The organism is Limnohabitans sp. DM1 (assembly GCF_001269385.1).
Taxonomy (GTDB): domain Bacteria; phylum Pseudomonadota; class Gammaproteobacteria; order Burkholderiales; family Burkholderiaceae_C; genus Limnohabitans_A.
The window spans coordinates 26,359-52,759 of sequence record NZ_CXOO01000040.1 but is presented as its reverse complement, the minus strand read 5'-3'; the positions used below and the strand labels follow the sequence as shown (position 1 = coordinate 52,759).

The window sequence follows — 26,401 nt, the reverse complement described above, 5'->3', positions numbered from 1 at the left end:
AAGAGCATGTTGTACTGAATTTGCTCCATGAGCATGCGCTCCGAGCGCACGCTGTAGAGCACCTGCAGCAGCATGGCGCGCAATAGCTTCTCGGGGGCAACGCTAGGGCGACCGCCTTTGATGTCAGCTTCATACATGTCCGCAAACAAGCCGTCCATGGCCACCAGTGCTTTATTGACCATCTCACGGATGGCTCGCAAAGGGTGTCCAGCAGGTACGAAATCATCCAGCCGTTTCATCAGAAACAAGCTCTCGGTAAAGGTGTCTGCGCCGCGCATGTCAAACTGTTTTTTTGTGATGCCTGAATTCTCGAACGCGCAGCTGAATTGACGCTTTCAGTGAGTCAGTATTTCAGCAGCCTGTTAAGGGTTGATTGTGCAACGTCAATTGCAGCTGCCTGGCCACGTCCCAGATGGGCTGATTGCGAAAAAGAGCCAATCCGATGACCAGCCAAATAACGTGTTCGGCAGGCAGCTTGCGTCGTCGTATGGAGGCTTTGCCTGTGGTGCTCAGGACTTGGGTAATCCACTGAGGGTCGATAAGGCTGCTGAGTTGATCCAGCCGCTTGGGGGTGCGTTGAAGTGTTTGGGAAAGATCGTTTTGCAGCCAGCTCATGAAAAAGGGAACCGTGTTTGAACAGGGTTCCCTTTTTAAATTAAAACCGGTCAGCTCTTAACTGACTGGCATTAGCCCGAGGGCCGTTTTTTATTGATGCAACATAAACGTCATTCTTGTCGCTTTCAATGACTGCTCACGTTAGGCAGCCACAGATCGTTCATATAAGGTTTCTGGGGCAATGTCGATGTTGCCAGGCCAGTTCACCGTGCCCGCAAACACATAAACTTGTTCAAAAACATGCCATTGCTGTAACGGTTCAAAGGGCTTTTTGGTCAGCAGGGGTTTGACATCGAACAAACGGTTTTCGCCATTTTCAAATGACAAGGCCAACCAATAGCCTTGCATGGGCTTGACCAAGATCACGTCCAACAAGTCTTGCATGGTCCTGCTCCTCAACGCAAAGGGTCAATCGGATAGGGCTGCTCACCAGCCTTGGCAAGTTCCCAGTCGGCCAGCAGTTCATCTTTGTGGATTTCGATCCAAGCTTGAACCATTTTCAATTGCTTGGGTGGAAAGCCTCCAGCCAACACGCGGCCATCGTCAATAGCAATGGCCGCTTTATCGCCTGCGTAGCGCACATGGATGTGGGCGAGGTGATGCCTGTCCGTGTCCTCAAAGAACATGGAGACCAGGATTCCGTAAAACATGCTGATGGTGGGCATGGGCGGATTGTATGGGTTGAATTGCAGTTGGTCACGATGAATGCGTCAGCAACGCAGCCTTGGCGCGGGCGCCTGCCGGACTCGCCGATTTGGCGAGCGAAGCGAGTTATGAGGCGAGCCGGCAGGCGCCCGCACCGGGGCGGAAAACACCACCAAACCAAGCAAGACAACAAAAAACGGCCCGAAGGCCGTTTTCACTGAAGCATCAAAGCATCATTTCTTACCGCTGCCATCCAACTTGTAGATGTGCGGGCCTTCGCCCACTGACAACAAGCCTGTGTGGGCGTAGATGCCCAGCTTGGCGCGGGTGTCCACGATGTCGAGGTTGCGCATGGTCAGCTGTCCGATGCGGTCCAGAGGGCTGAACGGCGCGTCTTCCACTTTTTCCATCGACAAACGCTCTGGGGCGTAAGTCAGGTTGGCCGACTCGGTGTTCAGGATGCTGTAGTCGTTGCCGCGGCGCAGCTCCAGTGTCACAGTGCCCGTCACGGCGCGTGCCACCCAGCGCTGGGCGGTTTCGCGCAGCATGATGGACTGTGGGTCGAACCAGCGGCCTTGGTACAACAGGCGGCCCAAGCGCAGGCCGTTGATGCGGTACTGCTCGATGGTGTCTTCGTTGTGGATGCCGGTGACCAAACGCTCGTAGGCGATGTGCAGCAGCGCCATGCCGGGGGCTTCGTAGATGCCGCGGCTCTTGGCTTCGATGATGCGGTTTTCGATCTGGTCGCTCATGCCCAGGCCGTGGCGGCCACCGATTTCGTTGGCTTTGAGGAACAGCTCGACCGGGTCGGCGTATTCCACGCCGTTCAGGGCCACGGGCATGCCTTCTTCAAAGCGCACGCTCACTTCTTCGGCCTTGACCTCGACTTCGGGCTTCCAGAACGCCACGCCCATGATGGGGTTGACGATCTTCATGCCGCTTTGCAGGCTTTCCAGGTCTTTGGCTTCGTGGGTCGCGCCCAGCATGTTGCTGTCAGTGGAGTAGGCCTTTTCGGCGCTCATCTTGTAGCCAAAACCGTTGGCGGTCATGAAGGCGCTCATCTCGGCGCGGCCACCCAACTCATCAATGAACAGCTGGTCCAGCCAAGGCTTGTAAATCTTGAGGCTCGGGTTGGTCAGCAAACCGTAGCGGTAAAAACGCTCGATGTCGTTGCCCTTGAAAGTGCTGCCGTCGCCCCAGATGTTGACGTCGTCTTCCTTCATGGCGGCCACCAGCATGGTGCCGGTCACTGCGCGGCCCAGCGGGGTGGTGTTGAAGTAGGTGATGCCGCCTGTGGAGATGTGGAAAGCGCCGCTCTGGATGGCGGCGATGCCTTCGTGGGCCAGCTGGGTGCGGCAGTCGACCAGACGGGCTTTTTCAGCGCCGTACTCCATCGCTTTGCGGGGAATCTCGTTGTAGTCCGACTCGTCAGGCTGGCCCAGGTTGGCGGTGTAGGCGTAGGGCAGGGCGCCCTTTTGCTTCATCCACAACAGGGCGGCAGAGGTGTCCAGACCGCCCGAGAAGGCGATACCGACTTTTTGCCCTTTGGGCAGGTTTTGCAGGATGGTGCTCATGGCGGGTTCAACCGAAGTGGCAGATGTAGTGGTAGGGCTCGGTCACGCGTATCTCGAACTTGGAGTTGCCGGGGATGCTGAACTCTTCGCCCGCGCTGGACTTGACCCATTCGCTGCTCCCGTCGAGCTTGTATTCGCAGGAGCCGCCCACGCATTCCATGATCTCGGGTGCGCCGGTGTTGAAGGTCAGGGTGGCGGGCAAGATCACGCCCACCGACAGTTTGGTGCCATCGGGCAGGGTCAGACCGTGGCTGACGCATTTGCCGTCAAAGTAAACATTGGCTTGGGTGTTGACGGAGACGCCGTCGATGGTTTGGGTGGTCATGGTGTGCTGGATAAAGCGTAGGGGGCTGCAAATGAAACAGGGGCCTGATGTGGCCCCTGCGCTTGGGTCAAACAAACAACCCGCGATTTTAGGTCAGTTGAGGGGCTTTGCCCCTGCTGTGCTCAGCGCCAGTGGCCATGGCGGTGACCACTGCTCCAGCCCCAGCCCAGGTTGACGTGGGTGTAAACGGGCGGGTAAATGGTCGGATAAGTGCGGTAAACCGGAGCTGGGACATACACCACAGGGGCTTGTGTGTAAACGGTGGTTGTAGGCGCACTGACCACGGTTGGCCCGACAACGGGTGCATCTGACCGTGGAGCACTCAGGGGCGTGACTTGCAACTGGATAGTGGGGCCGGGGTCTTGCGGCAATTGCACGTTGTATTGTTTGCCCGCATATTCATATACCACGTTGTAGCCCACCAAGCGGTTTTCATACACGTTTTGTGTGGTGCAAGTGGTCTGGTTTTGCAGTTGGCTGCCAGGGTTTTCGATTTTGTCACCCATCACGGCGCCACCAATGAAGCCCACCATGGTGGCCAGGGCCTGGCCAGATCCGCCGCCAAATTGGCTGCCAACAGCCCCCCCGGCAATGGCGCCCATCAGGGCACCTGCACCGGAGGACGGGTTTTGCACGGCCACCTGGGCCTGGCTGCAGGTCTGACGCGGGACGGCCACTTGTTGGTAAACCGCTGTGCGCGATATCACTTGGCCGACCTCCTGAGCTTGTGCCCAGGAGGCGGTGACCAGCAAAAGGGTGCTTGCCCAGGTTTTCATGATGAGGATCTCCGTCAAATCTGGCCGAAGTTTAACTGGGGCTTCGGCGCTGGCGCATGACGGGCAGGTAAAGATCCGTTACAAAAAATTCATGCGGGCCATTGGTCAGGAACGTGACCGACGGTGACGCGCCCCGAGGGCCAGGCGATCACCGGGCGTTTGATGGTGCTGGCGTGTTCCTGCATCACTTGCTGGGCGCTGGTGCTGTCGGTCACGCCGCTTTGCACCGAAGCGTCGAGTTTGCGCCAGGTCGTGCCTTTACGGTTGAGCACGGTTTCCCAGCCCGCAGCAGCCACCCAGGCGGCCAGTTCGGCAGCGGGAACGCCTTGTTTTTTGAAATCGTGGAAGGTGTAGCTCAGGCCGTGGTCGGTGAGCCAGGTGCGTGCTTTTTTCACGCTGTCGCAGTTGGGGATGCCGTAAACAGTCAGTTCCATGGGGGCTTTGTTCAAGATGAAAGTATCGGGAGTGGGCGACAATCGCCGCCTATGAAGACTCTACAGGAATGGCTCGACTGGTGCGAGCAACTACACCCCGTGGCCATCGACATGGGGCTGGACCGCGTGAAAACCGTGGCCGACCGCATGGCTTTGAAGTTCGAGTGCCCGGTCATCACCGTGGCGGGCACCAACGGCAAGGGCTCGACTTGCGCCATGCTTGAAGCCATATTGTTGCAAGCGGGTTACCGCACGGGCGTCTACACCTCGCCGCATTTGGTGCATTTTGAAGAGCGTTGCCGCTTGCACGGCGAGTCCGCGTCTGCCCAGGCGCTGGCTGAGGCTTTTGCGGCAGTCGATGCGGTGCGTGGCAATGTCAGCCTGACTTATTTCGAGTTCAGCACCCTGGCCATCTTGCATCTCATGGCCCGCTCCCATCTGGATGTGGCCATTTTGGAAGTGGGTCTGGGTGGGCGTCTGGATGCGGTCAATATCATCGACGCCGATTGCGCGGTGATCACCAGCATCGACATTGACCACACCGCCATTTTGGGCAAAGACCGCGAAAGCATTGGTTTTGAGAAGGCCGGCATCATGCGCACCGGGCGCCCCGTGGTGGTCAGCGACCCGGTGCCGCCGCAAAGCGTGCTGGACCATGCCGCGGCTATGGGTGCTGATCTGTGGCGTTTTGGGCAGGATTTCAATTTCTCGGGTGACAAGTTGCAATGGTCTTGGGCCGGGCGCGGGCGTCGGTACAGCGGCATGGCTTATCCGGCCTTGCGCGGGGCCAACCAGCTGGTCAATGCCTCAGGCGTGCTGGCGGCGCTGGACGCCCTGCGCCCGCGCATTCCCGTCACGGCCCAGGCCGTGCGCAACGGGTTGGCCATGGTCGAGTTGCCCGGGCGCTTTCAGATCGTGCCTGGTGAGCCGGTACTGGTGCTGGATGTGGCGCACAACCCCCATTCGGTGGCGGCGCTGGCCGTCAATCTGGACGCCATGGGTTTTTATCCCACGACCCATGCGGTGGTGGGGGCCATGGCCGACAAGGACTTGCTGCCGATGTTGCAGCGGGTCAATCCCATGATTGACCGCTGGTATTTCACCGACTTGCCCTTGCCCAGGGCGGCCAAGGCGGTCGATTTGCAGCAGATCTGGGGGGCGCAAAACCAGCGTGCGGATGCCTCGTCCAGCGTTCATCCGGACCCCATGACAGCACTGCGATCGGCCATGGAGGCAGCCAACCCGGCTGATAGAATCGTCGTCTTTGGCTCCTTCTATACCGTGGGCGGTGTTTTGCAAGAGGGAATTCCCCGTCTTCAAGCCAAACACCTCAGCCCCTGAGCACACAGCCATGGCCTTTTTCAAGTTCCGTTTGCCCGGTCAAGCCGCTTCTGCTTCGGTCGATGCGGTTCCCTCCGGGCCGAGTCAAAACATCGACATCGTTCGCAGGCGTGCACGGCATCGCCTGATGGGCGCCGTGGTGCTGGTGTTGGTGGCGGTGGTGGGCTTTCCCTTGTTGTTTGACACCCAGCCCAGGCCGGTGGCGGTGGACACGCCCATCGTGATTCCTGATCGCCAGACGGCCTCGCCTTTGACCAGCCCTCAAGCGGTGCCCTCTGCTCAAGCCCCGGCCAAACCGCTGTTGCCTGCGTCTGATTCTGTGCCTGCCCATGCCAGCCTCGATGCGCGTGAGGAAGTCGTCTTGCCGGTGCCTGAGCCTGCTGCCGTGATGGCGCAAGCGGGCAAGCCCGCCGCCCCTAAAGCACAGTCCACGGTGCCCGCCGCCGAGGTGCCTGCCGACAAGGCCAAAGACGCAGCGTCCAAGCCAGAGCTCAAATCCGCCGACCCTGCAAAAGCCGACAAACCTGCCCCGGCACCTGTGGCCAAGCCACAGGATGATGGCAGCAAGGCGCATGCCTTGCTGGAGGGTAAGCCCGTCAAGCCAGCAGTTGAGCGGGTGGTCATTCAAGTCGGGGCCTTCACCGATGCTGACAAAGTGCACGATGCGCGCCGCAAACTGGAGCAGTCCGGCTTCAAGACTTACACCCAGGTGGTGGATGGCAAAGAGGGCAAGAAAACCACGCGTGTTCGCGTGGGCCCTTTTGACAACCGTGACGATGCAGAGAAGGCGGCTGCCCGCATTCGCAAACTTGACTTTACGCCTTCGATTCTGAAGATTTGACGATGGAGATGGTGCTCACCGACTGGATGCTGCTGGGCGTGCTGGCCCTGTCCATGGTGCTTGGGTTTTGGCGGGGCTTTGTGTTTGAGATTTTGTCCCTGGCGGGCTGGGTGGCGGCGTTTGTGGGGGCGCAGTGGCTGGCCGTTGATGTGATTGACTGGTTGCCTTTTGTCCAAGGTGCGCCCGGCGCGGTGCAATACGCCGTGGCCTTTGTGGTGGTTTTTGTGCTCATTTTGCTGGCTGTGGGTGTGCTGACCTGGTTGATCAAAAAACTGGTGGAAAGTGTGGGTTTGCGCCCTGTTGACCGCGCATTGGGGGCCGGTTTTGGTTTGGCCCGTGGCGTGGTGCTGTTGCTGGCGTTGACCGTGGTGGTGCAACTGACCGGGCTGTCGCGGGGGGATTGGTGGCAGTCTGCCAGGGGGCCGGCCTGGCTGGACATGACGCTGGTGGGCCTGAAGCCTTTGTTGCCCGCAGCCTTTGTGAAATATTTGCCCTGAGTGTTTCGGGGTGGTTCGATTTTTGAACGGAAGTAAGTATGTGTGGAATTGTTGGCGTTGTGAGCAGCGCACCGGTCAATCAGCTGATTTATGACGCTTTGCTGCTTTTGCAGCATCGCGGGCAGGATGCGGCAGGCATCGTCACCCAGCTGGACCGCAAGTTTTTCATGCACAAGGCCAAAGGCATGGTGCGTGACGTGTTTCGCACCCGCAACATGCGGGCGCTGCCCGGCAACTGCGGCCTGGGTCAGGTGCGTTACCCCACATCGGGCAATGCCTTCAGCGAAGAAGAGGCGCAGCCTTTTTATGTGAACGCCCCATTTGGCCTGGTGCTGGTGCACAACGGCAACTTGACCAATGCGCATGCGCTCAAGGCCGAGTTGTTTTCCAACGACCACCGCCACATCAACACCGAGAGCGACTCCGAGGTGCTGCTCAACGTGCTGGCGCACGAGCTTGAAAAAACCACGCGTGGTTTGCCTCTGAAGCCCAGCGATGTGTTTGAAGCGGTGCGCGGTGTGAACCGCCGCGTCAAAGGCTCTTATGCCGTGATCGCCCTGATTGCAGGGCACGGACTGTTGGCGTTTCGTGACCCTCACGGCATCCGCCCTCTGTGTCTGGGCCGAGGCGCTGACGGCAGCATCATGCTGGCCAGCGAGTCGGTGGCGCTTGACGGCACCACGCACCAGTTTGAGCGAGACGTGGCCCCGGGCGAAGCGATTTTTGTGGACCTGCAAGGCCAGTTGCACAGCCAAGCCTGTTCGGACAAGGCGCAGTTGAGCCCCTGCATTTTTGAATACGTGTACCTGGCCCGCCCAGACTCGACCATGGACGGCATTTCGGTTTATCAGGCCCGTCTGAATCTGGGCGAGACACTGGCCAAGCGCGTGATCTCCACCGTGCCGCCCAACGACATCGATGTGGTGATCCCGATCCCCGAGTCCAGCCGCCCCAGTGCCACGCAATTGGCGCATCTGCTGGGCATCCCGTACCGTGAAGGCTTTGTGAAAAACCGTTACGTGGGCCGCACCTTCATCATGCCGGGCCAGTCAGTGCGCAAAAAGTCTGTGCGCCAGAAGCTCAACACCATCGTCAGTGAGTTCAAGGGTCGCAATGTCTTGTTGGTGGATGACTCCATCGTGCGTGGCACCACCAGCCGCGAAATCGTGCAAATGGCGCGTGACGCCGGTGCACGCAAGGTCTACATGGCCAGCGCTGCGCCGCCTGTGCGTTACCCCAATGTGTACGGCATCGACATGCCCACCAAGGAAGAGCTGGTGGCCCATGGCCGCAGCATCGAAGAAATTCGTCAGATCATTGGCTGCGACGCCCTGATTTATCAGGACGTGGATGCGATGAAAGCAGCCGTGGCCCAGGCCCGTTTCTCGGGTGCCGGTGCTTTGTCGGCCTTTGATGCCTCGTGTTTTGACGGCGTGTATGTGACCGGCGACATCTCGGCGGACGACATCAGCCGTCTGAACGAGTCGCGCCCGCAGACCGAAGAGGGCGCCGAAGACAATTCGCGTTTGGCTTTGCCCAACGCCAGCGAGTGAGGACCCGCATGACCGCAAACACACGATTGGACGATCTGCACATTGAAACCCTGGCTGTGCGCGCCGCTGTGGAGCGCAGCCAATACGGCGAAAACTCCGAAGCCCTGTACCTGACCAGCGGTTATGTGCAACCCACAGCCGCCGCCGCCGCTGCCCGCTTTGCAGGCGATGAAGAAGGCTACACCTACGGCCGCTATGGCAACCCCACCGTGAGCAGCATGGAAATGCGCCTGGCCGCACTTGAAGGCACCGAAGCCGCCATGGGCACGGCGTCGGGCATGTCCGCCATCTTGATGATGTGCATGGGCCTCTTGAAGGCGGGCGACCATGTGGTCTGCTCGCGCTCCATGTTCGGCTCGACCATTAAGCTCATTGGCTCTGATCTGGCCAAGTTCGGCGTGGAGTCCAGTTTTGTTTCGCAAACTGACTTGAAAGAATGGCAAACGGCAGTCCGCCCCAACACCCGTTTGCTGTTTGCCGAAACGCCGACAAACCCCCTGACCGAGGTGTGCGACATCCAGGCCTTGGCCGACATTGCCCACAACGCGGGTGCTTTGTTTGCCGTGGACAACTGCTTTGCCACGCCTGCGCTGCAGCGGCCTGCCGTCATGGGAGCCGACATCATCATGCACTCAGGCACCAAATACCTGGACGGGCAGGGCCGCGTGATGGCAGGGGCGCTGTGCGCCTCGCAGCAAATGATCACCGAGAAGTTTTTGCCTGTGCTCAAAAGCGGCGGCATGACGCTCGCGCCTTTCAATGCTTGGGTGGTGCTCAAGGGGCTGGAAACATTGGACTTGCGCATGCGTGCCCAAACGGCCCGTGCGCAAATTTTGGCCGAATGGCTGGAAAAGCACCCCGCCGTGGCGCGTGTGCACTACCCCGGTTTGGCCAGCCACCCGCAGCACGACTTGGCCATGCGCCAGATGTCGGGGCTGGGCGGCGCTGTCTTGTCCTTTGATGTGAAAGCCGAGGGCCCCGAGCAATCGCGCCAACGTGCTTTCCATGTGATGGACCAAATGCAAATGCTGTCCCTGGCCACCAACCTGGGTGACACCAAAACCATGGTGGCGCACCCGGCCAGCACCTCTCACGGCCGACTGACAGAGGCGCAGCGCCAAGCCGCTGGCATTGGGCAAGGCCTGATCCGCGTGGCCGTGGGTCTGGAGTACCCGCAAGACGTCCAGGCCGATCTGGCCCGTGGCCTCGACACTTTTTAATATCCGAATAAGGGGCCGTTGGCGTCCCCTTCCTGAGCTGAAACCATGACCAAAATCCGCACCCGCATCGCCCCGTCCCCCACGGGGTTTCTGCATTTGGGCACCGCCCGCACCGCTTTGTATTCCTGGGCCTACGCTCGCCACTACGGCGGCGAGTTCGTGCTGCGCATTGAAGACACCGATGTGGCCCGCTCCACACAAGACTCGGTCGATCAGATTCTTCAATCCATGCATTGGCTGGGCCTGAACTACGACGAAGGCCCGATCTACCAAATGCAGCGCCTGGACCGCTACCAGGCTGTGATTGATCAGATGCTGGCCGCAGGCACGGCTTACCGCTGCTATTGCACGCCCGAAGACCTGGAGGCCATGAAAGCCGCGCAGGAAGCGCGCGGTGAAAAACGTTTGTACGACCGCACCTGGCGCCCCGCACCGGGCAAGGTGCTGCCGCCAGTGCCTGCGGGTGTGAAGCCCGTGATCCGCTTTGCCAACCCGGTCGACGGCGTCGTGAGCTGGGACGATCTGGTCAAAGGCCCGATCAGCATCAGCAACACAGAAATCGACGACCTGATCATCCAGCGTGCGCCGGAAGAGGGGGCTCCTGAAGGTTCGTTCGGCGTACCCACCTACAACTTCGCGGTGGTGGTGGACGATTGGGACATGGCCATCAGCCATGTGTTCCGAGGCGACGAGCACATCAACAACACGCCTTGGCAGATCAATATGTACCGCGCTCTGGGCGCTGCGCTGCCGCAGTTCGGTCACCTGCCCGTCATCTTGGGCGACGATGGCCAGAAGCTGTCCAAGCGCCGCGGTGCCGTGGCCGTGTCCAACTACGACGAAGCGGGCTACCTGCCCGAAGCCATGAACAACTACCTGGCCCGCCTGGGCTGGAGCCATGGCGATGACGAGTTGTTCAGCCTCGATCAGATGGTGCAGTGGTTTGACGGCACCCACTTGTCCAAGAGCCCGGCGCAGTGGGATGCGGCTAAGTTGGCCTGGGTCAATGCCCAGCATCTCAAAGGCTTGGACGACGCTGCGCTGGCCACGCGGGTGCAACCCTTTCTGGCAAAGCTCGGTGTAACAGCCGACGAGCGCCTGACGTCCATCTGTGGATTGTTCAAGGATCGCTGTGACACCTTGGTGGTGCTGGCCAAATGGGTCAGTGCTTTCTATACCGATGTGGTGCCCAATGCGGAAGAAAAAGCGCAACATGTGACCGATGCGGTCAAGCCTGCGCTGGCGCTGCTGGCCGACAAGCTGGCCGTATGTGTTTGGGATAAAGCATCCATCTCGGCTGCGATCAAAGAAGTGCTGGCGGCTACCGGCCTCAAAATGCCGCACTTGGCCATGCCTGTGCGCGTGATGGTCATGGGCACAGCCCAAACCCCATCGCTCGATGCGGTACTTTTTTTGAATAAAAGAGAAAAAATTCTGGCCTGTTTGCAAAACGCCTAAAAACCTGTCTATAATTCAAGTCTCGACACCAACGAGGCATAACGGTAAAGCAGAAATGCTAAACGTTGTACCAAAGGGGGTATAGCTCAGCTGGGAGAGCGCTTGCATGGCATGCAAGAGGTCAGCGGTTCGATCCCGCTTACCTCCACCAAAGTGTCGAGAAGATTCGAAAGAATCAGTCCAGGTTATGACCCTATCGTCTAGAGGCCTAGGACATCACCCTTTCACGGTGAGTACCGGGGTTCGAATCCCCGTAGGGTCGCCAAGTTTGTAGCACTTGGCTTTAACGAAAGTTAGAGTAAAGCTATCTACCAGGAGTGGTAGTTCAGTTGGTTAGAATACCGGCCTGTCACGCCGGGGGTCGCGGGTTCGAGTCCCGTCCACTCCGCCAAAAAGTAAAAAACCGCTGTAGGTCTATGACTTGCAGCGGTTTTTTCATGGGCGCTCGGTATTTTGCATTGGCTCTCACTGCCGGTGGTGAATACGGCCCTTTTTGTGTGCTTATTGGTTCGGCCCTGTGAAGTTTTCAATGCTCAAAGATCTTGTAGGTCGGCGGTCGAAGACCCAGACATGGGCCTGCGCCAAAACCCATCAAGTCGGACACTGCGAGTGGCGACCTATGCGATGACATGTCTCACGCATTTCAAACTTCAGCCTGCCGGATCAATAGGCTCCGGGTTTAGTCGTGGAACACGTCCTCCAAAGCATCAATAACTGGAGGCTACAGCTTCCGTTGAAGTGACGAGGTTGAAAGTCACACGAAAAAAATCAAACCTCAGCCCTCGATCAATAAGGGAAACAGCGCATGGTCCATCGGCACTCCGGCGGGCAGTTCCTGGTCCAGCCCGGGAAAGGGCGGCGAGGTGACCCAAGGCCGTGGGGCGTGGGTCATGTCGTCGCCCAAAAAGCGCACCGAGTACACGCGCCTGCGCTGCGTGCCGTCCACCCCGGCTGAGGCGTGCAGGCTGAGCATGTGAAAACACACCAAATCGCCCGGCTGCAAGTCCCATCCGAGGATGGGGAAATCTTCGCGGTGGTTGTCGATGTCGGGCAACTCGGCCAGCGAGCCTTCGGGGAACCATTTGGCCTGGTTCGTCATGAAGGTGCGCGGCATGAGCCAGGGGCCACGGTGAGAGCCCGCGACGAACTCCAGCGTGGAGGGGCGAGACACCGGGTCCACCGGAATCCAGAAGCTGATGTTTTGCAGGCCGTCCACGTTGTAATAAGGCTGGTCTTGGTGCCAGGGCGTGCGCTGGCGCGTGCCGGGCTCCTTGACCAACAGGTGGTCGTGGTACAGGCGCACAGTCTGGCTTTGCATGAGGCGCTGGGCTAGGGCGGCCAGGGGCGTGTCGAAGATGAAGCGCTTGTACTGCGGGATGTCTTGCCAGTTGCAAAAGTCCTCAAAAAAGCGCCCCGGATCGTCCGGCCGGCTGGCCACCATGCCGCGTGGGCTGGGGTGGGCCAGGTTGGCCTCGATGCCGTCCCGCAGCAGAGCCACTTCTTCGGGCGTGAACAAGTTGCGGATGCACACCGCGCCGTCGCGCTGGTAGTCGGCCACGTCCTGGTCGGTGGTGCAGGCCTGCACGCGCTGGCGCAGGGTGTCAAGGTCAGGTGCGGTCATAACGTTCAAGCTCGGACCTTGGCGGCGGGCACAAACGGCGAAGCCAACTCAGAATTTTGCCTGCGTGCAACGATGAGATCGCGAACAAAAGCAGTTGGTAAATCTGGGTTGTCGAGCCCAGCTTTACCTACCATGGCCCAGAGATTGATCTGTTCAGCGATGGTTTGACGCTCAGCCACGGCATAGTCCTTGGCTTGGCTGTAAAGCCCATCGTGGATGTTCACTGGTTTGTCCATGGCGTTCACCTTGAAATGAATTTCAAAAAATGGCGTGGCGCTGAAGTTGAAAAGTTAAGCGTGTTTTCTCAAGGTGCGTAAGCACCTTCAGATTCAAGCCAACAAATCCAGCAGCGTCCGCGCCACCACCTTGGTCGCGCGGCGCAGGTCATCGAGCTGCACATGCTCATCGGCGCGTTTGGCGTTGGACTCGAGCACGGTGCGCGGCCCTGCGCCGTAGATCACGCCGGGGATGCCGCGCTCCACGTAAAGGCGCACGTCGGTGTAGAGCGGGGTGCCCAAGGCAGGGATGGCTTCTCCGAAGACTTGTTCGCCGTGTTTCTGGATGGCGCTCACCAGCGGTTGGTTGCCCGCCAGTGGTTTCATGGCGTTGGCCAGCAGCATGCGGCGCACATCCACTTTCAGCACATGGCCACCGCGTGGGGGCTTGAAGCTGGCAGCGGCGTCGGCAATGGTTTGGCGGATGCTGGCTTCCACTTCGGCCGGGTTCTCTTCGGGGATCATGCGGCGGTCGAGCTTGAAGCTGACTTTGCCGGGCACCACGTTGGTGTTGGTGCCGCCTTCGATCAGGCCCACGTTCAGATAGGGGTGGGTGATGCCCTCGACCTTGGACGTGACCTTCAGGTATTGCGTGTTGAGCGAGAGCAGGGCGCTCAGAATGTGCACCGCGCCTTGCAGTGCGTCGGTGCCACTGTCGGGGATGGCGGCGTGCGACATCTCGCCTTGCACGGTGACTTCCATTTGCAGGCAGCCGTTGTGTGCGGTGACGACCTGGTAGCTGAAGCCTGCCGCGATCATCAGGTCGGGCTTGGTCAGGCCCTTGGCCAGCAGCCAGCCGGGACCCATTTCGCCGCCAAACTCTTCGTCGTAGGTGAAGTGCAGTTCCACGCCGCCTTTGAGCGGAGCCTTGAGTGATTCGAGCGCACGCGTGGCAAAGGTGAAAGTGGAAAAGTCGCACTTGCTCACGGCGGTGGCGCGGCCGTACATGGCGCCCCCATGGATTTCGCCGCCGTAGGGTGGGTGTGTCCAGCCTTCGCCGGGGGGCACCACGTCGCCGTGGGCGTTCAGGGCAATGGTTTTGCCTTCGCCGTATTTGCGGCGCACGATCAGGTTGGTGATCGACTCCAGACCATAGGCCTTGACTTCGGAAGCAGGCACAGGGTGTTTTTCAGCCTCAAAGCCCATGGGTGCGAGCAGCTCGGCAGTGCGCTCGGCGTGCGGCGCATTGTTGCCCGGTGGCGTGTCGGTGGGCACTTGCACCAGAGCCTGCAAAAACTTGACCTGTTCGTCAAAGTGCGCATCGATCCAGGCGTCGAGTTGTTGGTATTGTTGTTCGTGGTTGACGTGGGTAGCGCTCATGACAATTCCTGAGAGAGTTGGTTCAAAACATGGGTGAAAGCGTCGACGCACAGCTGCATGTCGTCGCTGGTGGTGGATTCGCGTGGGTTGTGGCTGATGCCCCCGTTTTCGCCGCGCACAAACAGCATGGCTTGTGGCATGACTTCGTGCAGCTTCATGGCGTCGTGGCCTGCGCCGCTGGGCAATTTGAAGAGCGGCACACCCAAGGCGCTCACGGCGCGTTCCCAGCGGGCTTGCCACTCGGGGGCGCTGGGCGCGGCGGCGGCGCTCATGGTGAGTTCGGCTTTGACGCGCACACCTCGGCGCTCGGCAATTTGGTCGAGTTGCGCCATCACGTCGGCCACCAGCGCGTCGCGCTGCGCATCGGTGGGCGCACGCATGTCCAGGCTGAACAGGCAGCGCCCGGGCACCACGTTGATGGAGCCGTTGGGCACTTGCAGCTGGCCAATCGTCGCCACGCTGTCGCCGTCTTTCGCGGCACGTTGCTCCATGTACAGCGCCAGTTCGGCCACGGCGCAGGCCGCGTCGCGGCGGCGGTCCATGGGTGTGGTGCCCGCGTGGCTGGCCGTGCCCATGACTTCGCACAGGTAGCGCACGCTGCCGTTGATGGAGGTGACCACGCCCAGCGGGATGTTCACTTCGTTGAGCACCGGGCCTTGCTCGATGTGCACTTCGATAAAGCCCAGATACTGCGCCGGGTCGCGCTGGATGTTGGGGATGTCGTCGATGTTCAAGCCCGCGTGCTGCATGGCCGCGCGCATGGTGATGCCGTCGGCGTCTTGCTGGTCCAACCAGGCGGGGTTGAACTGGCCGATGAGTGCGCCAGAGCCCAAGAAGGTGGCTTTGTAGCGCTGGCCTTCTTCTTCGGCAAAGGCCACGACCTCAATGCCAAAGGGCAGTCGTTGGCCGTGTTGGTGCAGCTGCTGCACACAGGCCATGGGCACAAAGATGCCCAAGCGGCCGTCGTACTTGCCGCCGTTGCGCACGGTGTCGTAGTGGCTGCCCGTCATCAGGTATTTGCCGCCTGCGGTAGCCGGGTGGTAACGGCCCACCACGTTGCCCACCGCGTCCGTGTAGACCTCGTCAAAACCGCAGTCGCGCATGTTTTGCGTGATGCGCTGGGCGCAAGCGCGGTGCGCGTCGGTGAGGTATGTGACGGTGAGTTGACCCAGTTCGGCAAAGCCGGGGTCGGAGTGTTGCGCGAGTTGTTCTTGCCAGTCCCAGACCTGGTGGCCCAGCGTGGGTTCCACACCAAACTTGTCGTTCAGCCGGATCTCGACGATGCGGTGGATGTGGCGCAGGCACTCGGCCAACTCCATGTCGGGGTGGCCGAACAGGCGGCGCTCGAAGGCATCGATGATCTGTTTTTTGTTCAAGCCCACGCCACGCGGGCCACGCACCGCCAGGATGAAGGGCCAGCCGAACTTGGCGTTGTAGTCGGCGTTGAGCTTTTGGATCTTGGCGAACTCTTCTGGCGTGCAGTCGGTCAGGCCTGCCTTGGTTTGCTCGTTGGTGGATTCGGCCGTGAGCGACTTGCTCACCATGGCCTTGCCTGCCAATTCGGGGTGGGCGCGGATCAGGCCCAGCTGCGCGTCGCGCCCAGCGTGTGCCAGCACTTCGCACATGGCGTGTTTCAGGTGCGCCAGCGAGGTGAAAGGGCGTTGCGCCAGCGCTTGCTCGGCGATCCAGGGCGAATGCTCGTACAGGCCGTCGAGCATCTGCGCCGCCTCTGCGGCGGATGCGTGGTTGAGTTGGTCGAGGGTCAGGGCCATGTTCAATCCTTGTAGGGGTGTACGGTCTTCCAATGCCGCGCAATGTCGATGCGCCGCGCCACCCAGACCTTGTCGTGCGACTGGATGTGGTCCAAAAAGCGCTGCAGCGCGGTGATGCGGCCCGGGCGTCCCAGCAGGCGGCAGTGCATGCCGATGCTCATCATCTTGGGGGCGTTGTCGCCTTCTGGATTGCCTTCGGCATACAGCGCGTCAAAGGTGTCCTTCATGTACTGAAAGAACGGGTCGGCGTGCGAATAGCCTTGGGGCAGCGCAAAGCGCATGTCGTTGCAGTCCAGCGTGTAGGGCACGATGAGTTGGGGCGCATCGGTGCCGTCTGACTTGCGCACTTTCATCCAGAAGGGCAGGTCGTCGCCGTAGTAGTCGCTGTCGTATTCAAAGCCGCCAAAGTCGGCCACGAGACGGCGCGTGTTGGGGCTGTCGCGCCCTGTGTACCAGCCCAAGGGCCGCTCGCCCGTGAGCTTTTGCAAAATGTCCATCGCTTCGGCCATGTGGGCACGCTCGGTGGCTTCGTCGACATTTTGGTAATGGATCCACTTGAGGCCATGGCAGGCGATGTCGTAGCCCAATTCTTTGAACGCGGCGGTCACATCGTCGTGCTTTTGCAGCGCAGTGGCCACGCCAAACACCGTGAGCGGCAGGCCGCGTTTTTCAAACTCGCGCAACAAGCGCCACACGCCAGCCCGGGAGCCGTATTCATAAATGCCTTCCATGCTGATGTGTCGCTCGGGGTAGGACGCAGGGTTGAACATTTCAGACAAGAACTGCTCGGAGCCCGCATCGCCGTGCAGCACCGAGTTTTCGCCGCCTTCTTCGTAGTTCAAGACAAACTGCACCGCCACCCGGGCGCCGCCGGGCCACTGCGCGTGTGGCACATGGCGGCCGTAACCCTTCAAGTCACGGGGGTAGGGGAGGGTGCTGTCGTAAATGCTCATGGGTCTTGCTCGGTGGTGTTCAGGCCAAGGCCAGGGAAATGTCGTGGGTGGGGACTTTGCGGTCAAAGGTCAGGCTGGCTTCGACGTGCAACAGGTGTTCGTGCATCAGGCGCACGGCCAGGTCCGAGTCCTTCGCCTCCAGAGCGGCCACCAAGGCCACATGCTCGTCGGTGGAGTGCTCGGCCTCGTTGCGCGACTGGTACATCAGCGTGATCAGGGCGCAGCGCGAGATCAACTCGCCCAGCACTTGGGCCAGCACGTCGTTGTTCATGAGCTCGGCCATGCGCACATGGAAGTCGCCCAGCAGCTCGGTGCGCCCCGTGATGTCGCCCTGCGTCACGGCTTCTCGCTCTTGTTTGATGTGTTCTCTCAGTGCCACGATTTGTTCAGGCGTGACCTGCTGTACAAAAGCGCGGGTCATCTCGGCTTCGAGCATGCGGCGCACGGCAAAGACCTGTTGCGCCTCCTCAACCGAGGGGGCGGCCACAAATGCGCCGCGTGCGGGCTCCAGCCGGATCAGGCGGTTTTGCGACAACTGAAACAGCGCCTGGCGCACCAGCGTGCGCGACACGCCAAAGTGGTCGGCCAGCTTTTGCTCAGCCAGTTTGGAGCCGGGCAAAAGCCGGTGCTCCACGATGGCGCGGGTCAGCGATTCGACGATGTGGTGCGTGGTGGAAGTTTCCATGTCTCGCGGTCCCTTGGGGCTCTTGGCCCGGGTGTTTTTGTGTCGGTGGCGCAAATCATAGCCACCAAAAGCAAAATTGTATACACTTCGGTCGACCGGTTTTAAGGGCTTTTGAAAGCCTTGCCAAAACCACCCTTTTTTGACCCACATTCAAGACAAGCGAGCACACCATGGGATTGAGCACACACGTTCTGGACACCATGCACGGCTGCCCCGCGGCAGGCATGCAGGTGGCCCTGTACACCACACAAGGCGATCAGGCCACTTTGGTCAAAAGCTTCACCCTCAACCACGACGGCCGCAACCCCGACGGCATGCTCTACGACCACGCCAGCCTGCGCAAAGGCACCTATCGCCTGGTCTTCAATGTGAGCGACTACTTCAAAGCCAAAGGCGTAGAACTGCCCGAGCCCAACTTCCTGAACAAAGTCAGTCTCGATTTTGGTGTGGCCCATGAAGACCAGCACTACCATGTTCCGTTGCTGGCCAGCCCCTGGAGTTACTCGACTTATCGGGGGTCTTGATTGGATTGGGCCTGTAGATCCCAATTTTTGAACTTGAGTTACACCTGAAGGAAATTCAAGATGCATGGAATCACCACTTCGGCGGCTGAAGTCACCAATGTGTCCAAACATGGCTTTTGGCTGTTGTTGGGCGATGAGGAACTGCTTCTGCCTTTTGATCAATTTCCATGGTTCAAGCAGGCCACCGTTGAGCAGTTGACAACTGTGGAATGGCCAACACCGGACCACTTGTGTTGGCCGCAGCTGGATGTGGACTTGACTGTGAGCTCTATTCGCAGGCCGCAAGATTTTCCATTGGTTTCGCAGCACTAGCCTGCGCAATTCCATTGAAGTTTGGACGAACCGAATTTTGAGGCTTCGTTCCCCCGCCTCGCTCGGCTAAGCTGCTGCCATGATGCGGGTTTTTTTGTTGATTTTGACCTTGGCCCTGTCGGCATGCGGCGGCGGGGACGGTGCGAGTTTTGCGCCTGCAGCGGGCAACACGCTTTGCGGCGTGAGCGTTGGCAAGCAGCGCATCACTGGCACGGTCACATCGGTGCATGATGGCGACACGATCACCGTGGGCGGTGAGTCGATCCGGCTGGCCAGCATCGACGCCCCCGAGTTGGATCAAGCCTATGGCCCATCGTCACGGGCGCATTTGGCCGCCATGGTCTTGGGCCAGAGCGTCACCGTCACCTACGCGCAAACAGACCGGTACGAACGGGTATTGGGAACCGTTTTCAAGCCCGATTGCAGCCCAGTCAATTTGAACCAGGTTGCGGCAGGTGCGGCTTGGTATTACGAGGCCTACCAATGCGAAATCGACATCCGGCAACGCCAGGCCTATGCAGCAGCTCACGCATCGGCCCGCACCGCCAAAAAAGGTTTGTGGGCCAACGCTGCCGTGGCCCCTTGGGTGCACCGCAACGGGGTGGAGGCCAAAGTGCCCGCTTCTTGCCCCAATGGGGATGCGGCTTCGGATTAATTGGGATCTGACCCCAATTAATCCGTCGAAAAAGCCAGCCATGCTGGCGATGCTTATTTAGAATCGCAGTCTTACCGTTTATTTACCTCCCCCGCACCATGACCCAAGTCACCAACACCGTGCGCTTTGTGCTCGACGGCCGCATCGTCGAAGCCCAAGGCGAGCGCCGCACCACCACTGTTCTGGACTATTTGCGTGAGCAAATGCACCGCACCGGCACCAAAGAGGGCTGCGCTGAAGGCGATTGCGGCGCTTGTGTGGTCATGGTGGGTGAGCTCAATGCCGCAGGCACGGGCGTGGACTACGTGGCCACCAATGCCTGCATCCAGTTGCTGCCTTCGCTGGACGGCAAATCGGTCAAGACGGTCGAGAGCCTGAAAAAAGCCGACGGCACGCTGCACCCGGTGCAGGAAGAAATGATCAAGTGCCACGGTTCGCAGTGCGGCTTCTGCACGCCCGGCATCGTGATGAGCCTGGTGAACCTGGTGCAGGTTTTGCCCATGCCCAACCGCCAGCAGATCACCGATTCGCTCAGCGGTAACCTGTGCCGCTGCACCGGCTACAAGCCGATCATCGATTCGGCCACCAAGGCTTGCGCCAAGCCCGAGGCCTTGAAGCTGGACGACAGCGCCGATGTGCCTTTGCTCAAAGAAATCAAACGCGCCAGCGTGCCCACACTGAGCTTGGACGGTGACATCATCGTGCAGCCCGTGGTGCGCACCCGCAAAGGCAACGAGTTTGTGTCGCCCGCCACCATCGCCGAGGTGGCCGACTATTTGGTCAAAAACCCCACCACCACCCTGTTGGCAGGCAGTACCGAAATCGGTCTGCAGGTGAACAAGCAGTTCTCACGCCCAGATCACATCATGTATTTGGGCAACGTCAAAGAACTGCGCCAAGTGACCGAGACCGCCAGCGCCTGGCGCATTGGCGCGGCCGTGTCGCTCACGCAGGTCGAAGCGCTCGTGGCCCAGGCTTACCCCGACTTCACCGAAGTGCTGCGCCGCTTTGGCTCGCCCCCCATCCGCTCGACGGCCACGTTGGCGGGCAACATCGCCAACGGCTCGCCGATTGGCGACACCATGCCTTGCCTGATGGCGCTGGGTGCCAGCTTGGTGCTGCGCCGTGGCGACAAGACCCGCAAGGTGCTGCTGGACAACTTCTACACGGGCATGAAGAAAAACGTGATGGAGCCCGGTGAGTTCATCGAAGCTGTCGAATTGCCCAAGCCCGTGGCCGGCCAGGTGTTCCGCGCCCACAAGGTGAGCAAGCGTTTTGAACAAGACATCTCGGCCACTTGCGCCGCCATCAGCTACACGCTGCAAGGCGGCAAGCTGAGCGGCGTGAAACTGGCCTACAACGGCCTGGCCCCATCGCCTTGCCGCGCCCCCAAGCTCGAAGCCGTGCTGGAGGGCCGTACGCCTGCCGACGTGAAATCGGCCGACCTGGACGCCGCCATTGCCGCCAGCTTCACCGCCCGCGACGGTCTGCGTGCCACTTGGGCCTACCGCGCCCTGGTCGCCCGCAACCTGGTGCTCGAATTCATTGAAGAACAGAAAGAGGTGGCTTGAATGAACGCTCCTACCCCCATCAAAAACCTGTTGCCCGCATCGGGCGTTCAGCAAGGCACCGACATCGTTCACGAATCGGCGCACCTGCACGTCACGGGTTCGGCCACCTACATCGACGACATCCCTGAGCACGCGGGCACTTTGTATGCTGCGCTCATCTTGTCGCCCGTGGCGCATGGCGAGTTGATTGGTGACGGCATCGACCGCGCAGCCATCCTCAAGGAGCACGGCGTTGTCGCGGTTTACACCGCCAAAGACATTCCCGGCGAAAACAACTGCGGCCCCATCATCCACGACGATCCATTCCTGGCCGCAGGCAAGGTCGAGTTTGTGGGCCAGGCCGTGGCCGTGGTTGTGGCGCGTGAAATGCTCTACGCCCGCGAAGCCGCCAAAAAAGCCAAGGTGCTGGTGAAAGAACTCACGCCCATCTTGACCATCGAAGAAGCGATGGCGGCGGGCAGCTTCATCATGCCGCCCAAAGGCATCACGCGTGGTGACGCCGCTTCGGCAATTGCCAACGCGCCCCACAAAATCAAGGGCAGCACCAACACCGGTCAGCAAGAACAGTTCTATCTGGAAGGCCAGATCACTTACGCGGTGCCCAAGGAAGACGGTCAGCTGACGCTGTACGTGTCGACCCAGCACCCTGACGGCAACCAGCGCGAAGCCGCGCACGCCCTGAACCTGCACACCAACGATGTGGAGGTGATTTGCCGCCGCATGGGTGGCGGCTTTGGCGGCAAAGAGGGCAACGCCAGCATCTTCAGCCAAAGCGCCGCGCTGGCTGCGCACAAGCTGCAAAAGCCCGTCAAGCTGCGTGTGAACCGCGACGACGATATGACCATCACCGGCAAGCGCCACGACTTCCGCATCGACTACGAAGTGGGCTTTGACGACAATGGCCGCGTGCTGGGTGCCAACATCACGCTCATGTCGCGCTGCGGTTACAGCACCGATTACTCCGGCCCCGTGAACGACCGTGCTTGCCTGCACATCGACAACACCTACCACCTGCCCGCGCTCAAGTTGGTCAGCCACCGCTGCAAAACCAACACCCAAAGCGCGACCGCTTTCCGGGGTTTCGGCGGCCCACAAGGCATGTTCGGCATCGAGACGGTGATGGACGAGATCGCCATGACTTTGGGCAAAGACCCCTTGGAAGTGCGCAAGCTCAACCTTTACAAAGACCCGGCCATCAGCGGCACGCCCGACACCATGACCACCCAATACAACCAGCTCATTGAAGACTGGGTGGGTGACAAGGTCATCGACCAGGTGGAGCAGGAATCCAAATACGCCGAGCGCCGTGCCGCCGTGCATGCTTTCAACGCCAAGAGCAAAACCCGCAAGCGTGGTTTGGCCTTGGTGCCCCTGAAGTTCGGCATCAGCTTCACCGCCACGCACCTGAACCAGGGCGGCGCATTGCTGGTGGTCTACATGGACGGCTCGGTCAGCTGCAACCATGGCGGCACCGAAATGGGCCAGGGCCTCAACACCAAGATGGCGCAGGTGTGTGCCGATGGTTTAGGCATCAGCGTGGACCATGTGCGCATCACCGCGACCGACTCGCAAAAAGTGCCCAACGCGTCGGCCACCTCCGCTTCGAGTGGTGCCGACATCAACGGCGCGGCCATCATGAACGCCACAGCGCAAATGCGCGAACGCTTGAAGCCCGTGGCGGCCCGCATGCTCGGTTGCACCGCCGAAGAGGTGAGCTTCTCCAACAACGAGCTGCACGGCGGCGGCAAGTCCGTCAAGTGGGCCGATGTGACCAAGCAAGCGTACATGGAACGTGTGGGCTTGTCGGTAACGGGCTTTTATATGACGCCCGAAATCAAATACGACTTCGCGACCCTCAATGGCCGTGCGTTCTATTACTACTGCTATGGCGCTGCTGTGAGCGAAGTGGAAATCGACACCCGCACCGGCGAGTGGTGGCTGAAAGCCGTGGACATCGTGCACGACGTGGGCCGCAGCATCAACCCCGCATTGGACAAAGGCCAAATCGAAGGCGCCTATGTGCAAGGCATGGGCTGGCTGACCATGGAAGAGTGCATTTGGGACAAGAAGGGCAAGCTGCTCACACACGGCCCGAGCACCTACAAAATCCCGGTGGCGGGCGACATCCCAGAGCACTTCAAGGTGTCCTTGTTCGACAACGCCAACATCAAACCCACGCCTTTCAACAGCAAGGCCACAGGCGAGCCGCCTTTGATGCTGGGCTTGTCGGCCTTCTTTGCCTTGCGCGATGCGGTGGCCGCCAGTGCCAACCACAAGGCGGTGGTCTACATGGACGCTCCGGCGACGCCCGAGCGCATCCTGATGGCGTGCGAAAAAGCCAAGGCCACAGCGGGCCTGTGATGGCTTGAGCCGGATGCCTGAAATGGTTTCAGGCATCCTGTCACTTTGATTCCAACAGCCCACAGGAGCAGGCCCATGTCAGACGATCCACGGTGCTGCGGCACCGGCACTTGCATCATCAACGCCGAAGGCCTGTGCTGGTGCGGCCAGCGCTGGGACGGCGAGAAGATGTGTTTCATGCCAGAGCCTGCGGCGCAGCCAGACCGCCTTGCCAAAAACGACGCCACCCCGCAGTCGCCTCGCGCCGGGCAGGATTGAGCGCATGAGCGCCATGCGCCCGCGCCCTTGCCGCCGTGCGCTGTTTCCCCTCACTTTGCGCTGCACAGGACCACGGCCATGAGCCAGGGGGTGCCGACGGCTGACACAACACCCGCCATGCACTGGCGCGACCCGTTTCGGGTCAGGAGTTTCCGCTTTCAGTGGCCGGCCGATCTGGCCACCTCCTGGGCCTTCGAGATGGAGTCCATCGTGCTGGGCTGGTTCATCCTGGTTGAGTCGGGCTCGGTGATGATGCTGGTGGTGTTTGGCTCTTTGCAGTACCTGGGTTCTTTGGTCTCGCCCATGTTTGGCGTGGTGGGTGACCGTTTGGGGTATCGGCGCATGCTGGTCCTGTCGCGAGCGCTCTATGCAGCGCTGGCCGCCACCTTCATGCTGCTGGCCTGGCTGCAAGCGCTCACGCCCTTGATCGTGTTGTGCATGGCGGCTTTGGCGGGCTTGGTGCGGCCGTCGGACATGATGATGCGCAACGCGTTGATCGCCCAGACTTTGCCGCCCCGGCATTTGCTGGGTGCCTTGGGCATTTCGCGCATCACCTCGGATTCGGCCCGCATTGCGGGTGCTTTGGCGGGGGCAGGCGTGGTCGCCTGGCTGGGCATGACCTGGGCTTACGCGCTGATCACCGCGCTCTACACCCTCAGTTTTGTGCTGTCGCGAGGCGTGTCCGATGGGCCTGCGCCAACAGCCAACAAAGATGCGCCACCCCTGTCGTCCGTGTCGCCTGTGCGCGATTTGCAGCTGGCTTTTGGCTATGTGTGGACGCGCCCGGTGCTGATGGCGGCCATGGCCCTCGCCTTCTTGGTCAACCTGCTGGCCTTTCCCTTTTCTTTGGGCTTGCTGCCTTATGTGGCCAAAAACATTTACCTGACCGACCAGACGGGCCTGGGTTGGCTGGGCGCGAGCTTTGCCTTTGGGGGGCTGGTGGGTTCGGTGGTGCTCAGTTCGCACCGTTTTGCGTTTCGCGCAGCGCAAACCATGGTGCTGGCGGGGGCGGTGTGGTTTGCGGTGGATGTGCTGTTCGCCTTCAACACCCATTTGGGGGTGGGCATGGCCTTGCTGTGGGTAGCGGGCCTGGCGCAAAGCCTGAGCATGACGCCGCTGGCGGCCGTGATGCTGCGCGTGACCGAGCCGGCCTATCGCGGCCGTGTGATGGGCATGCGCATGCTGGCCATCTGGGGCCTGCCTTTGGGTTTGCTGCTGTCAGGCCCCATGATTGACCGCTGGGGCTATGCCGCCACGGCGGGGGCGTATTCGACCCTGGGCCTGCTGCTCACGGGGGTCATGGCGGTGTATTGGCGGGCGCACATCCGGGACGCCAAAGCACCGGCCAACGCGCCTTTGTGAGTGCAATGCATCCCCGCTGTGACCAAAGCGACAGCGTTCAAATGGCCTTGGGCGCACAGTGTTGGTGCCTGTTGGTCGAGGTAAACACTTGGCCTGAAAATTGAAATTGACCATGACGACCTTGATCCCTTCTGCCGCCCCCGTGCTCGAACAAGCCGCCGACCACCCCCGCATGGTGCGCGGCCTGCTCAACATCGCGCACGCGCTGGACCATTTGTTTTTGCTGATTTTTGCGGCGGCGGTCAGCACCATCGCCCTTGACATGGGCCTGGCCCAATGGCAAGACCTGATGCCTTACGGTGCGGGTGCGTTTTTCATGTTCGGTCTGGGTTCTCTGCCCGCAGGGCGTTTGGGCGATCTGTGGGGCCGCCGCAGCATGATGCTGGTTTTCTTTTTTGGCATTGGCACGGCCTCCATCCTCACTGCCTTCGCACAAACACCTTGGCAGCTGGCCGGGTGCTTGACGCTGATCGGCGTGTTCGCCTCCATTTACCATCCGGTGGGCATTCCCATGCTGCTCGAGCGCTCCTCCAACCCGGGTGCCACCATTGGCTTCAATGGTCTGTCGGGTAATTTGGGTGTGGCGGTGGCCGCTTTGCTCACGGGGTTTCTGATCCAGTGGCAAGGCTGGCGGGCAGCTTTTATTCTCCCCGGTGTGGCGGCCCTGGTGTGTGGTTGGCTGTTTGCCCGCACTTGCCCGCAAGAGGTCTCCTCGCCCGCCAAACGCAAGGGCGGGGCCAAGGTGAGCCTGCCTGCGCCCCTGCTGATGCGGGCCATGGTGGTCATGACGGCAGCGGCGGTGACCAGCAGTGTGTTGTTCAACTTCACCACCAACGGCAATGGGCCTTTGATCACCGAGCGTTTCAAGGGGGTCATGGAAGACCCAGCCAGTTTGGGCTTGTTGCTGGCTCTGGTCTACGCCGTGGCCTCAGTCGCCCAGGTGGTGGTGGGGCACCTCATCAACCGTTTCCCGCTCAAGCGTTTTTTCATGTTCATGGTCTTGGCGCAGATTCCCATGCTGGTGCTGGCCTCGCAGGCGCAGGGCTGGTGGCTGTTTGCGGCGCTGATCGGGGTGATGGTGTTCATCTTCGGGGCCATCCCGTTCACCGATTTCATGATCGCCCGCTATGTGGACGACCGCTTGCGCTCGCGCGTGTCGGGCATGCGCCTGGGCGTGTCGTTTGCGGTCAGTTCCTTGTCGGTCTGGGCCCTGGGGCCGGTCGTCAAGGCCATGGGCTTTGGCAACTCGCTCTTGCTGCTGGCGGGGTTTTCGGTGGCCACCACGCTCATTTTGACCATGCTGCCCGGCGCAGCCCACGAGCAGCAAACACCTGCTTGACCGAGGGTTTTGGATCAGGGAAAACACCCTTATTTGAGGCGGTGTTTCAGGGTTTTTTCAGTCCGATCACGTCAATAATGGCCGCTCTCTCAGTTCGGCCTTTTTTTGCGGGTG

General features: G+C 60.5%; 28 protein-coding genes and 3 tRNA genes. 17 read left to right on the top strand and 14 right to left on the bottom strand.

Annotated features, from left to right (window positions below):
• The 8 genes from AMM33_RS15795 to AMM33_RS15760 all read right to left on the bottom strand — a co-directional run.
• A partial coding sequence (locus AMM33_RS15795) for a transposase (RefSeq protein WP_194945497.1) occupies nucleotides 1-278 on the bottom strand: 278 nt, incomplete at its 3' end.
• 73 nt (nucleotides 279-351) lie between these two features.
• On the bottom strand, nucleotides 352-615 hold the full coding sequence (locus AMM33_RS22500) for a transposase domain-containing protein (RefSeq protein WP_228768178.1): 264 nt from the start codon (nucleotides 613-615) through the stop codon (nucleotides 352-354).
• Nucleotides 616-756: 141 nt separating this feature from the next.
• Nucleotides 757-999 carry a DUF2442 domain-containing protein gene (locus tag AMM33_RS15785; RefSeq protein WP_090142255.1) on the bottom strand — a complete coding sequence of 81 codons (243 nt, stop codon included), beginning with the start codon at nucleotides 997-999 and terminating at the stop codon, nucleotides 757-759.
• Nucleotides 1,000-1,010: 11 nt separating this feature from the next.
• Nucleotides 1,011-1,280: a DUF4160 domain-containing protein gene (locus AMM33_RS15780; RefSeq protein WP_090142254.1), complete on the bottom strand. Its 270-nt coding sequence runs from the start codon at nucleotides 1,278-1,280 to the stop codon at nucleotides 1,011-1,013.
• A gap of 213 nt (nucleotides 1,281-1,493) precedes the next feature.
• On the bottom strand, nucleotides 1,494-2,834 hold the full coding sequence (gene argG, locus AMM33_RS15775) for an argininosuccinate synthase (protein ID WP_090142253.1): 1,341 nt from the start codon (nucleotides 2,832-2,834) through the stop codon (nucleotides 1,494-1,496).
• 7 nt (nucleotides 2,835-2,841) lie between these two features.
• Nucleotides 2,842-3,159: a pyrimidine/purine nucleoside phosphorylase gene (locus tag AMM33_RS15770; RefSeq protein WP_090142252.1), complete on the bottom strand. Its 318-nt coding sequence runs from the start codon at nucleotides 3,157-3,159 to the stop codon at nucleotides 2,842-2,844.
• Nucleotides 3,160-3,281: 122 nt separating this feature from the next.
• Nucleotides 3,282-3,935 carry a glycine zipper 2TM domain-containing protein gene (locus AMM33_RS15765; RefSeq protein ID WP_090142251.1) on the bottom strand — a complete coding sequence of 218 codons (654 nt, stop codon included), beginning with the start codon at nucleotides 3,933-3,935 and terminating at the stop codon, nucleotides 3,282-3,284.
• Nucleotides 3,936-4,024: 89 nt separating this feature from the next.
• Entirely contained in the window at nucleotides 4,025-4,369 is a 345-nt protein-coding gene (locus tag AMM33_RS15760) for a Spx/MgsR family RNA polymerase-binding regulatory protein (protein ID WP_090142261.1), read from the bottom strand.
• Nucleotides 4,370-4,420: 51 nt separating this feature from the next.
• Between AMM33_RS15760 and folC the strand changes: the two genes are divergently transcribed.
• The 9 genes from folC (at nucleotide 4,421) to AMM33_RS15715 (ending at nucleotide 11,670) form a co-directional block, all read left to right on the top strand.
• The gene (folC, locus tag AMM33_RS15755; RefSeq protein ID WP_090142250.1) at nucleotides 4,421-5,710 is read left to right on the top strand and encodes a bifunctional tetrahydrofolate synthase/dihydrofolate synthase; all 1,290 of its coding nucleotides are present in this window, start codon (nucleotides 4,421-4,423) and stop codon (nucleotides 5,708-5,710) included.
• A 10-nt stretch (nucleotides 5,711-5,720) separates the two neighbouring features.
• Nucleotides 5,721-6,551 (top strand): SPOR domain-containing protein, encoded by an 831-nt coding sequence (locus AMM33_RS15750; protein ID WP_090142249.1) that lies wholly within the window; start codon nucleotides 5,721-5,723, stop codon nucleotides 6,549-6,551.
• Between the two features lie 2 nt (nucleotides 6,552-6,553).
• Nucleotides 6,554-7,048, top strand: coding sequence for a CvpA family protein (locus tag AMM33_RS15745; protein WP_369802452.1), 495 nt, complete (start codon nucleotides 6,554-6,556; stop codon nucleotides 7,046-7,048).
• A gap of 38 nt (nucleotides 7,049-7,086) precedes the next feature.
• Nucleotides 7,087-8,601, top strand: a complete 1,515-nt coding sequence (gene purF, locus AMM33_RS15740; RefSeq protein WP_090142248.1) for an amidophosphoribosyltransferase — start codon at nucleotides 7,087-7,089, stop codon at nucleotides 8,599-8,601.
• Nucleotides 8,602-8,609: 8 nt separating this feature from the next.
• A complete protein-coding gene (locus AMM33_RS15735) occupies nucleotides 8,610-9,821 on the top strand; it encodes an O-succinylhomoserine sulfhydrylase (RefSeq protein WP_090142247.1) in 1,212 nt (403 codons plus the stop codon).
• Between the two features lie 45 nt (nucleotides 9,822-9,866).
• A complete protein-coding gene (gene gltX / locus AMM33_RS15730; protein WP_090142246.1) occupies nucleotides 9,867-11,279 on the top strand; it encodes a glutamate--tRNA ligase in 1,413 nt (470 codons plus the stop codon).
• A gap of 75 nt (nucleotides 11,280-11,354) precedes the next feature.
• Nucleotides 11,355-11,430: transfer RNA gene (locus AMM33_RS15725), tRNA-Ala, on the top strand.
• Nucleotides 11,431-11,468: 38 nt separating this feature from the next.
• Nucleotides 11,469-11,544: transfer RNA gene (locus AMM33_RS15720), tRNA-Glu, on the top strand.
• Between the two features lie 49 nt (nucleotides 11,545-11,593).
• Nucleotides 11,594-11,670 (top strand) — tRNA-Asp (locus AMM33_RS15715).
• Nucleotides 11,671-12,054: 384 nt separating this feature from the next.
• Here the strand turns inward: AMM33_RS15715 and AMM33_RS15710 are convergent.
• From AMM33_RS15710 to AMM33_RS15685, 6 genes are all read right to left on the bottom strand, one after another.
• Nucleotides 12,055-12,900: a phytanoyl-CoA dioxygenase family protein gene (locus AMM33_RS15710; RefSeq protein ID WP_090142245.1), complete on the bottom strand. Its 846-nt coding sequence runs from the start codon at nucleotides 12,898-12,900 to the stop codon at nucleotides 12,055-12,057.
• Nucleotides 12,901-12,905: 5 nt separating this feature from the next.
• Nucleotides 12,906-13,136 (bottom strand): TA system antitoxin ParD family protein, encoded by a 231-nt coding sequence (locus tag AMM33_RS15705; protein WP_090142244.1) that lies wholly within the window; start codon nucleotides 13,134-13,136, stop codon nucleotides 12,906-12,908.
• Nucleotides 13,137-13,229: 93 nt separating this feature from the next.
• Nucleotides 13,230-14,495 carry a M20 family metallopeptidase gene (locus AMM33_RS15700; protein ID WP_090142243.1) on the bottom strand — a complete coding sequence of 422 codons (1,266 nt, stop codon included), beginning with the start codon at nucleotides 14,493-14,495 and terminating at the stop codon, nucleotides 13,230-13,232.
• Nucleotides 14,492-16,267, bottom strand: coding sequence for a 2-oxo-4-hydroxy-4-carboxy-5-ureidoimidazoline decarboxylase (gene uraD / locus AMM33_RS15695; protein WP_090142242.1), 1,776 nt, complete (start codon nucleotides 16,265-16,267; stop codon nucleotides 14,492-14,494). Before uraD ends, AMM33_RS15700 begins: the two co-directional genes overlap by 4 nt.
• 2 nt (nucleotides 16,268-16,269) lie before the next feature.
• Nucleotides 16,270-17,220, bottom strand: a complete 951-nt coding sequence (puuE, locus tag AMM33_RS15690; RefSeq protein ID WP_090142241.1) for an allantoinase PuuE — start codon at nucleotides 17,218-17,220, stop codon at nucleotides 16,270-16,272.
• Between the two features lie 19 nt (nucleotides 17,221-17,239).
• Nucleotides 17,240-17,905, bottom strand: coding sequence for a GntR family transcriptional regulator (locus tag AMM33_RS15685; RefSeq protein ID WP_090142259.1), 666 nt, complete (start codon nucleotides 17,903-17,905; stop codon nucleotides 17,240-17,242).
• A gap of 170 nt (nucleotides 17,906-18,075) precedes the next feature.
• Here AMM33_RS15685 and uraH point away from each other — a divergent pair, with 170 nt between their 5' ends.
• The 8 genes from uraH (at nucleotide 18,076) to AMM33_RS15645 (ending at nucleotide 26,287) form a co-directional block, all read left to right on the top strand.
• Nucleotides 18,076-18,429, top strand: a complete 354-nt coding sequence (uraH, locus tag AMM33_RS15680) for a hydroxyisourate hydrolase (RefSeq protein WP_089952974.1) — start codon at nucleotides 18,076-18,078, stop codon at nucleotides 18,427-18,429.
• A gap of 60 nt (nucleotides 18,430-18,489) precedes the next feature.
• The gene (locus AMM33_RS15675) at nucleotides 18,490-18,741 is read left to right on the top strand and encodes a DUF2442 domain-containing protein (protein ID WP_090142240.1); all 252 of its coding nucleotides are present in this window, start codon (nucleotides 18,490-18,492) and stop codon (nucleotides 18,739-18,741) included.
• A gap of 79 nt (nucleotides 18,742-18,820) precedes the next feature.
• The gene (locus AMM33_RS15670; protein WP_090142239.1) at nucleotides 18,821-19,396 is read left to right on the top strand and encodes a thermonuclease family protein; all 576 of its coding nucleotides are present in this window, start codon (nucleotides 18,821-18,823) and stop codon (nucleotides 19,394-19,396) included.
• A gap of 98 nt (nucleotides 19,397-19,494) precedes the next feature.
• On the top strand, nucleotides 19,495-20,967 hold the full coding sequence (gene xdhA / locus AMM33_RS15665) for a xanthine dehydrogenase small subunit (protein WP_090142238.1): 1,473 nt from the start codon (nucleotides 19,495-19,497) through the stop codon (nucleotides 20,965-20,967).
• Nucleotides 20,968-23,328, top strand: a complete 2,361-nt coding sequence (gene xdhB / locus AMM33_RS15660; protein ID WP_090142237.1) for a xanthine dehydrogenase molybdopterin binding subunit — start codon at nucleotides 20,968-20,970, stop codon at nucleotides 23,326-23,328.
• A gap of 75 nt (nucleotides 23,329-23,403) precedes the next feature.
• Nucleotides 23,404-23,586: a hypothetical protein gene (locus tag AMM33_RS15655; protein WP_090142236.1), complete on the top strand. Its 183-nt coding sequence runs from the start codon at nucleotides 23,404-23,406 to the stop codon at nucleotides 23,584-23,586.
• A gap of 78 nt (nucleotides 23,587-23,664) precedes the next feature.
• Nucleotides 23,665-24,948 carry an MFS transporter gene (locus AMM33_RS15650; protein ID WP_228768177.1) on the top strand — a complete coding sequence of 428 codons (1,284 nt, stop codon included), beginning with the start codon at nucleotides 23,665-23,667 and terminating at the stop codon, nucleotides 24,946-24,948.
• A gap of 112 nt (nucleotides 24,949-25,060) precedes the next feature.
• Nucleotides 25,061-26,287, top strand: coding sequence for an MFS transporter (locus AMM33_RS15645; protein ID WP_228768176.1), 1,227 nt, complete (start codon nucleotides 25,061-25,063; stop codon nucleotides 26,285-26,287).
• The last annotated feature ends 114 nt before the right edge of the window (nucleotides 26,288-26,401 follow it).

Bases quoted from the DNA above. Each gene is read 5' to 3' on its own strand.
- AMM33_RS15675 (WP_090142240.1), top strand. From the start codon at position 18,490: ATGCATGGAATCACCACTTCGGCGGCTGAAGTCACCAATGTGTCCAAA.
- argG (WP_090142253.1), bottom strand. From the start codon at position 2,834: ATGAGCACCATCCTGCAAAACCTGCCCAAAGGGCAAAAAGTCGGTATC.
- folC (WP_090142250.1), top strand. From the start codon at position 4,421: ATGAAGACTCTACAGGAATGGCTCGACTGGTGCGAGCAACTACACCCC.
- AMM33_RS15670 (WP_090142239.1), top strand. From the start codon at position 18,821: ATGATGCGGGTTTTTTTGTTGATTTTGACCTTGGCCCTGTCGGCATGC.
- AMM33_RS15645 (WP_228768176.1), top strand. From the start codon at position 25,061: ATGACGACCTTGATCCCTTCTGCCGCCCCCGTGCTCGAACAAGCCGCC.
- AMM33_RS15750 (WP_090142249.1), top strand. From the start codon at position 5,721: ATGGCCTTTTTCAAGTTCCGTTTGCCCGGTCAAGCCGCTTCTGCTTCG.
- gltX (WP_090142246.1), top strand. From the start codon at position 9,867: ATGACCAAAATCCGCACCCGCATCGCCCCGTCCCCCACGGGGTTTCTG.
- AMM33_RS15685 (WP_090142259.1), bottom strand. From the start codon at position 17,905: ATGGAAACTTCCACCACGCACCACATCGTCGAATCGCTGACCCGCGCC.
- uraD (WP_090142242.1), bottom strand. From the start codon at position 16,267: ATGGCCCTGACCCTCGACCAACTCAACCACGCATCCGCCGCAGAGGCG.
- puuE (WP_090142241.1), bottom strand. From the start codon at position 17,220: ATGAGCATTTACGACAGCACCCTCCCCTACCCCCGTGACTTGAAGGGT.
- AMM33_RS15735 (WP_090142247.1), top strand. From the start codon at position 8,610: ATGACCGCAAACACACGATTGGACGATCTGCACATTGAAACCCTGGCT.
- AMM33_RS15780 (WP_090142254.1), bottom strand. From the start codon at position 1,280: ATGCCCACCATCAGCATGTTTTACGGAATCCTGGTCTCCATGTTCTTT.
- AMM33_RS15650 (WP_228768177.1), top strand. From the start codon at position 23,665: ATGAGCCAGGGGGTGCCGACGGCTGACACAACACCCGCCATGCACTGG.
- AMM33_RS15705 (WP_090142244.1), bottom strand. From the start codon at position 13,136: ATGGACAAACCAGTGAACATCCACGATGGGCTTTACAGCCAAGCCAAG.
- AMM33_RS15745 (WP_369802452.1), top strand. From the start codon at position 6,554: ATGGAGATGGTGCTCACCGACTGGATGCTGCTGGGCGTGCTGGCCCTG.
- AMM33_RS15785 (WP_090142255.1), bottom strand. From the start codon at position 999: ATGCAAGACTTGTTGGACGTGATCTTGGTCAAGCCCATGCAAGGCTAT.
- purF (WP_090142248.1), top strand. From the start codon at position 7,087: ATGTGTGGAATTGTTGGCGTTGTGAGCAGCGCACCGGTCAATCAGCTG.
- xdhB (WP_090142237.1), top strand. From the start codon at position 20,968: ATGAACGCTCCTACCCCCATCAAAAACCTGTTGCCCGCATCGGGCGTT.
- AMM33_RS15700 (WP_090142243.1), bottom strand. From the start codon at position 14,495: ATGAGCGCTACCCACGTCAACCACGAACAACAATACCAACAACTCGAC.
- AMM33_RS15655 (WP_090142236.1), top strand. From the start codon at position 23,404: ATGTCAGACGATCCACGGTGCTGCGGCACCGGCACTTGCATCATCAAC.
- uraH (WP_089952974.1), top strand. From the start codon at position 18,076: ATGGGATTGAGCACACACGTTCTGGACACCATGCACGGCTGCCCCGCG.
- AMM33_RS15770 (WP_090142252.1), bottom strand. From the start codon at position 3,159: ATGACCACCCAAACCATCGACGGCGTCTCCGTCAACACCCAAGCCAAT.
- xdhA (WP_090142238.1), top strand. From the start codon at position 19,495: ATGACCCAAGTCACCAACACCGTGCGCTTTGTGCTCGACGGCCGCATC.
- AMM33_RS15760 (WP_090142261.1), bottom strand. From the start codon at position 4,369: ATGGAACTGACTGTTTACGGCATCCCCAACTGCGACAGCGTGAAAAAA.
- AMM33_RS15710 (WP_090142245.1), bottom strand. From the start codon at position 12,900: ATGACCGCACCTGACCTTGACACCCTGCGCCAGCGCGTGCAGGCCTGC.
- AMM33_RS15765 (WP_090142251.1), bottom strand. From the start codon at position 3,935: ATGAAAACCTGGGCAAGCACCCTTTTGCTGGTCACCGCCTCCTGGGCA.
- AMM33_RS22500 (WP_228768178.1), bottom strand. From the start codon at position 615: ATGAGCTGGCTGCAAAACGATCTTTCCCAAACACTTCAACGCACCCCC.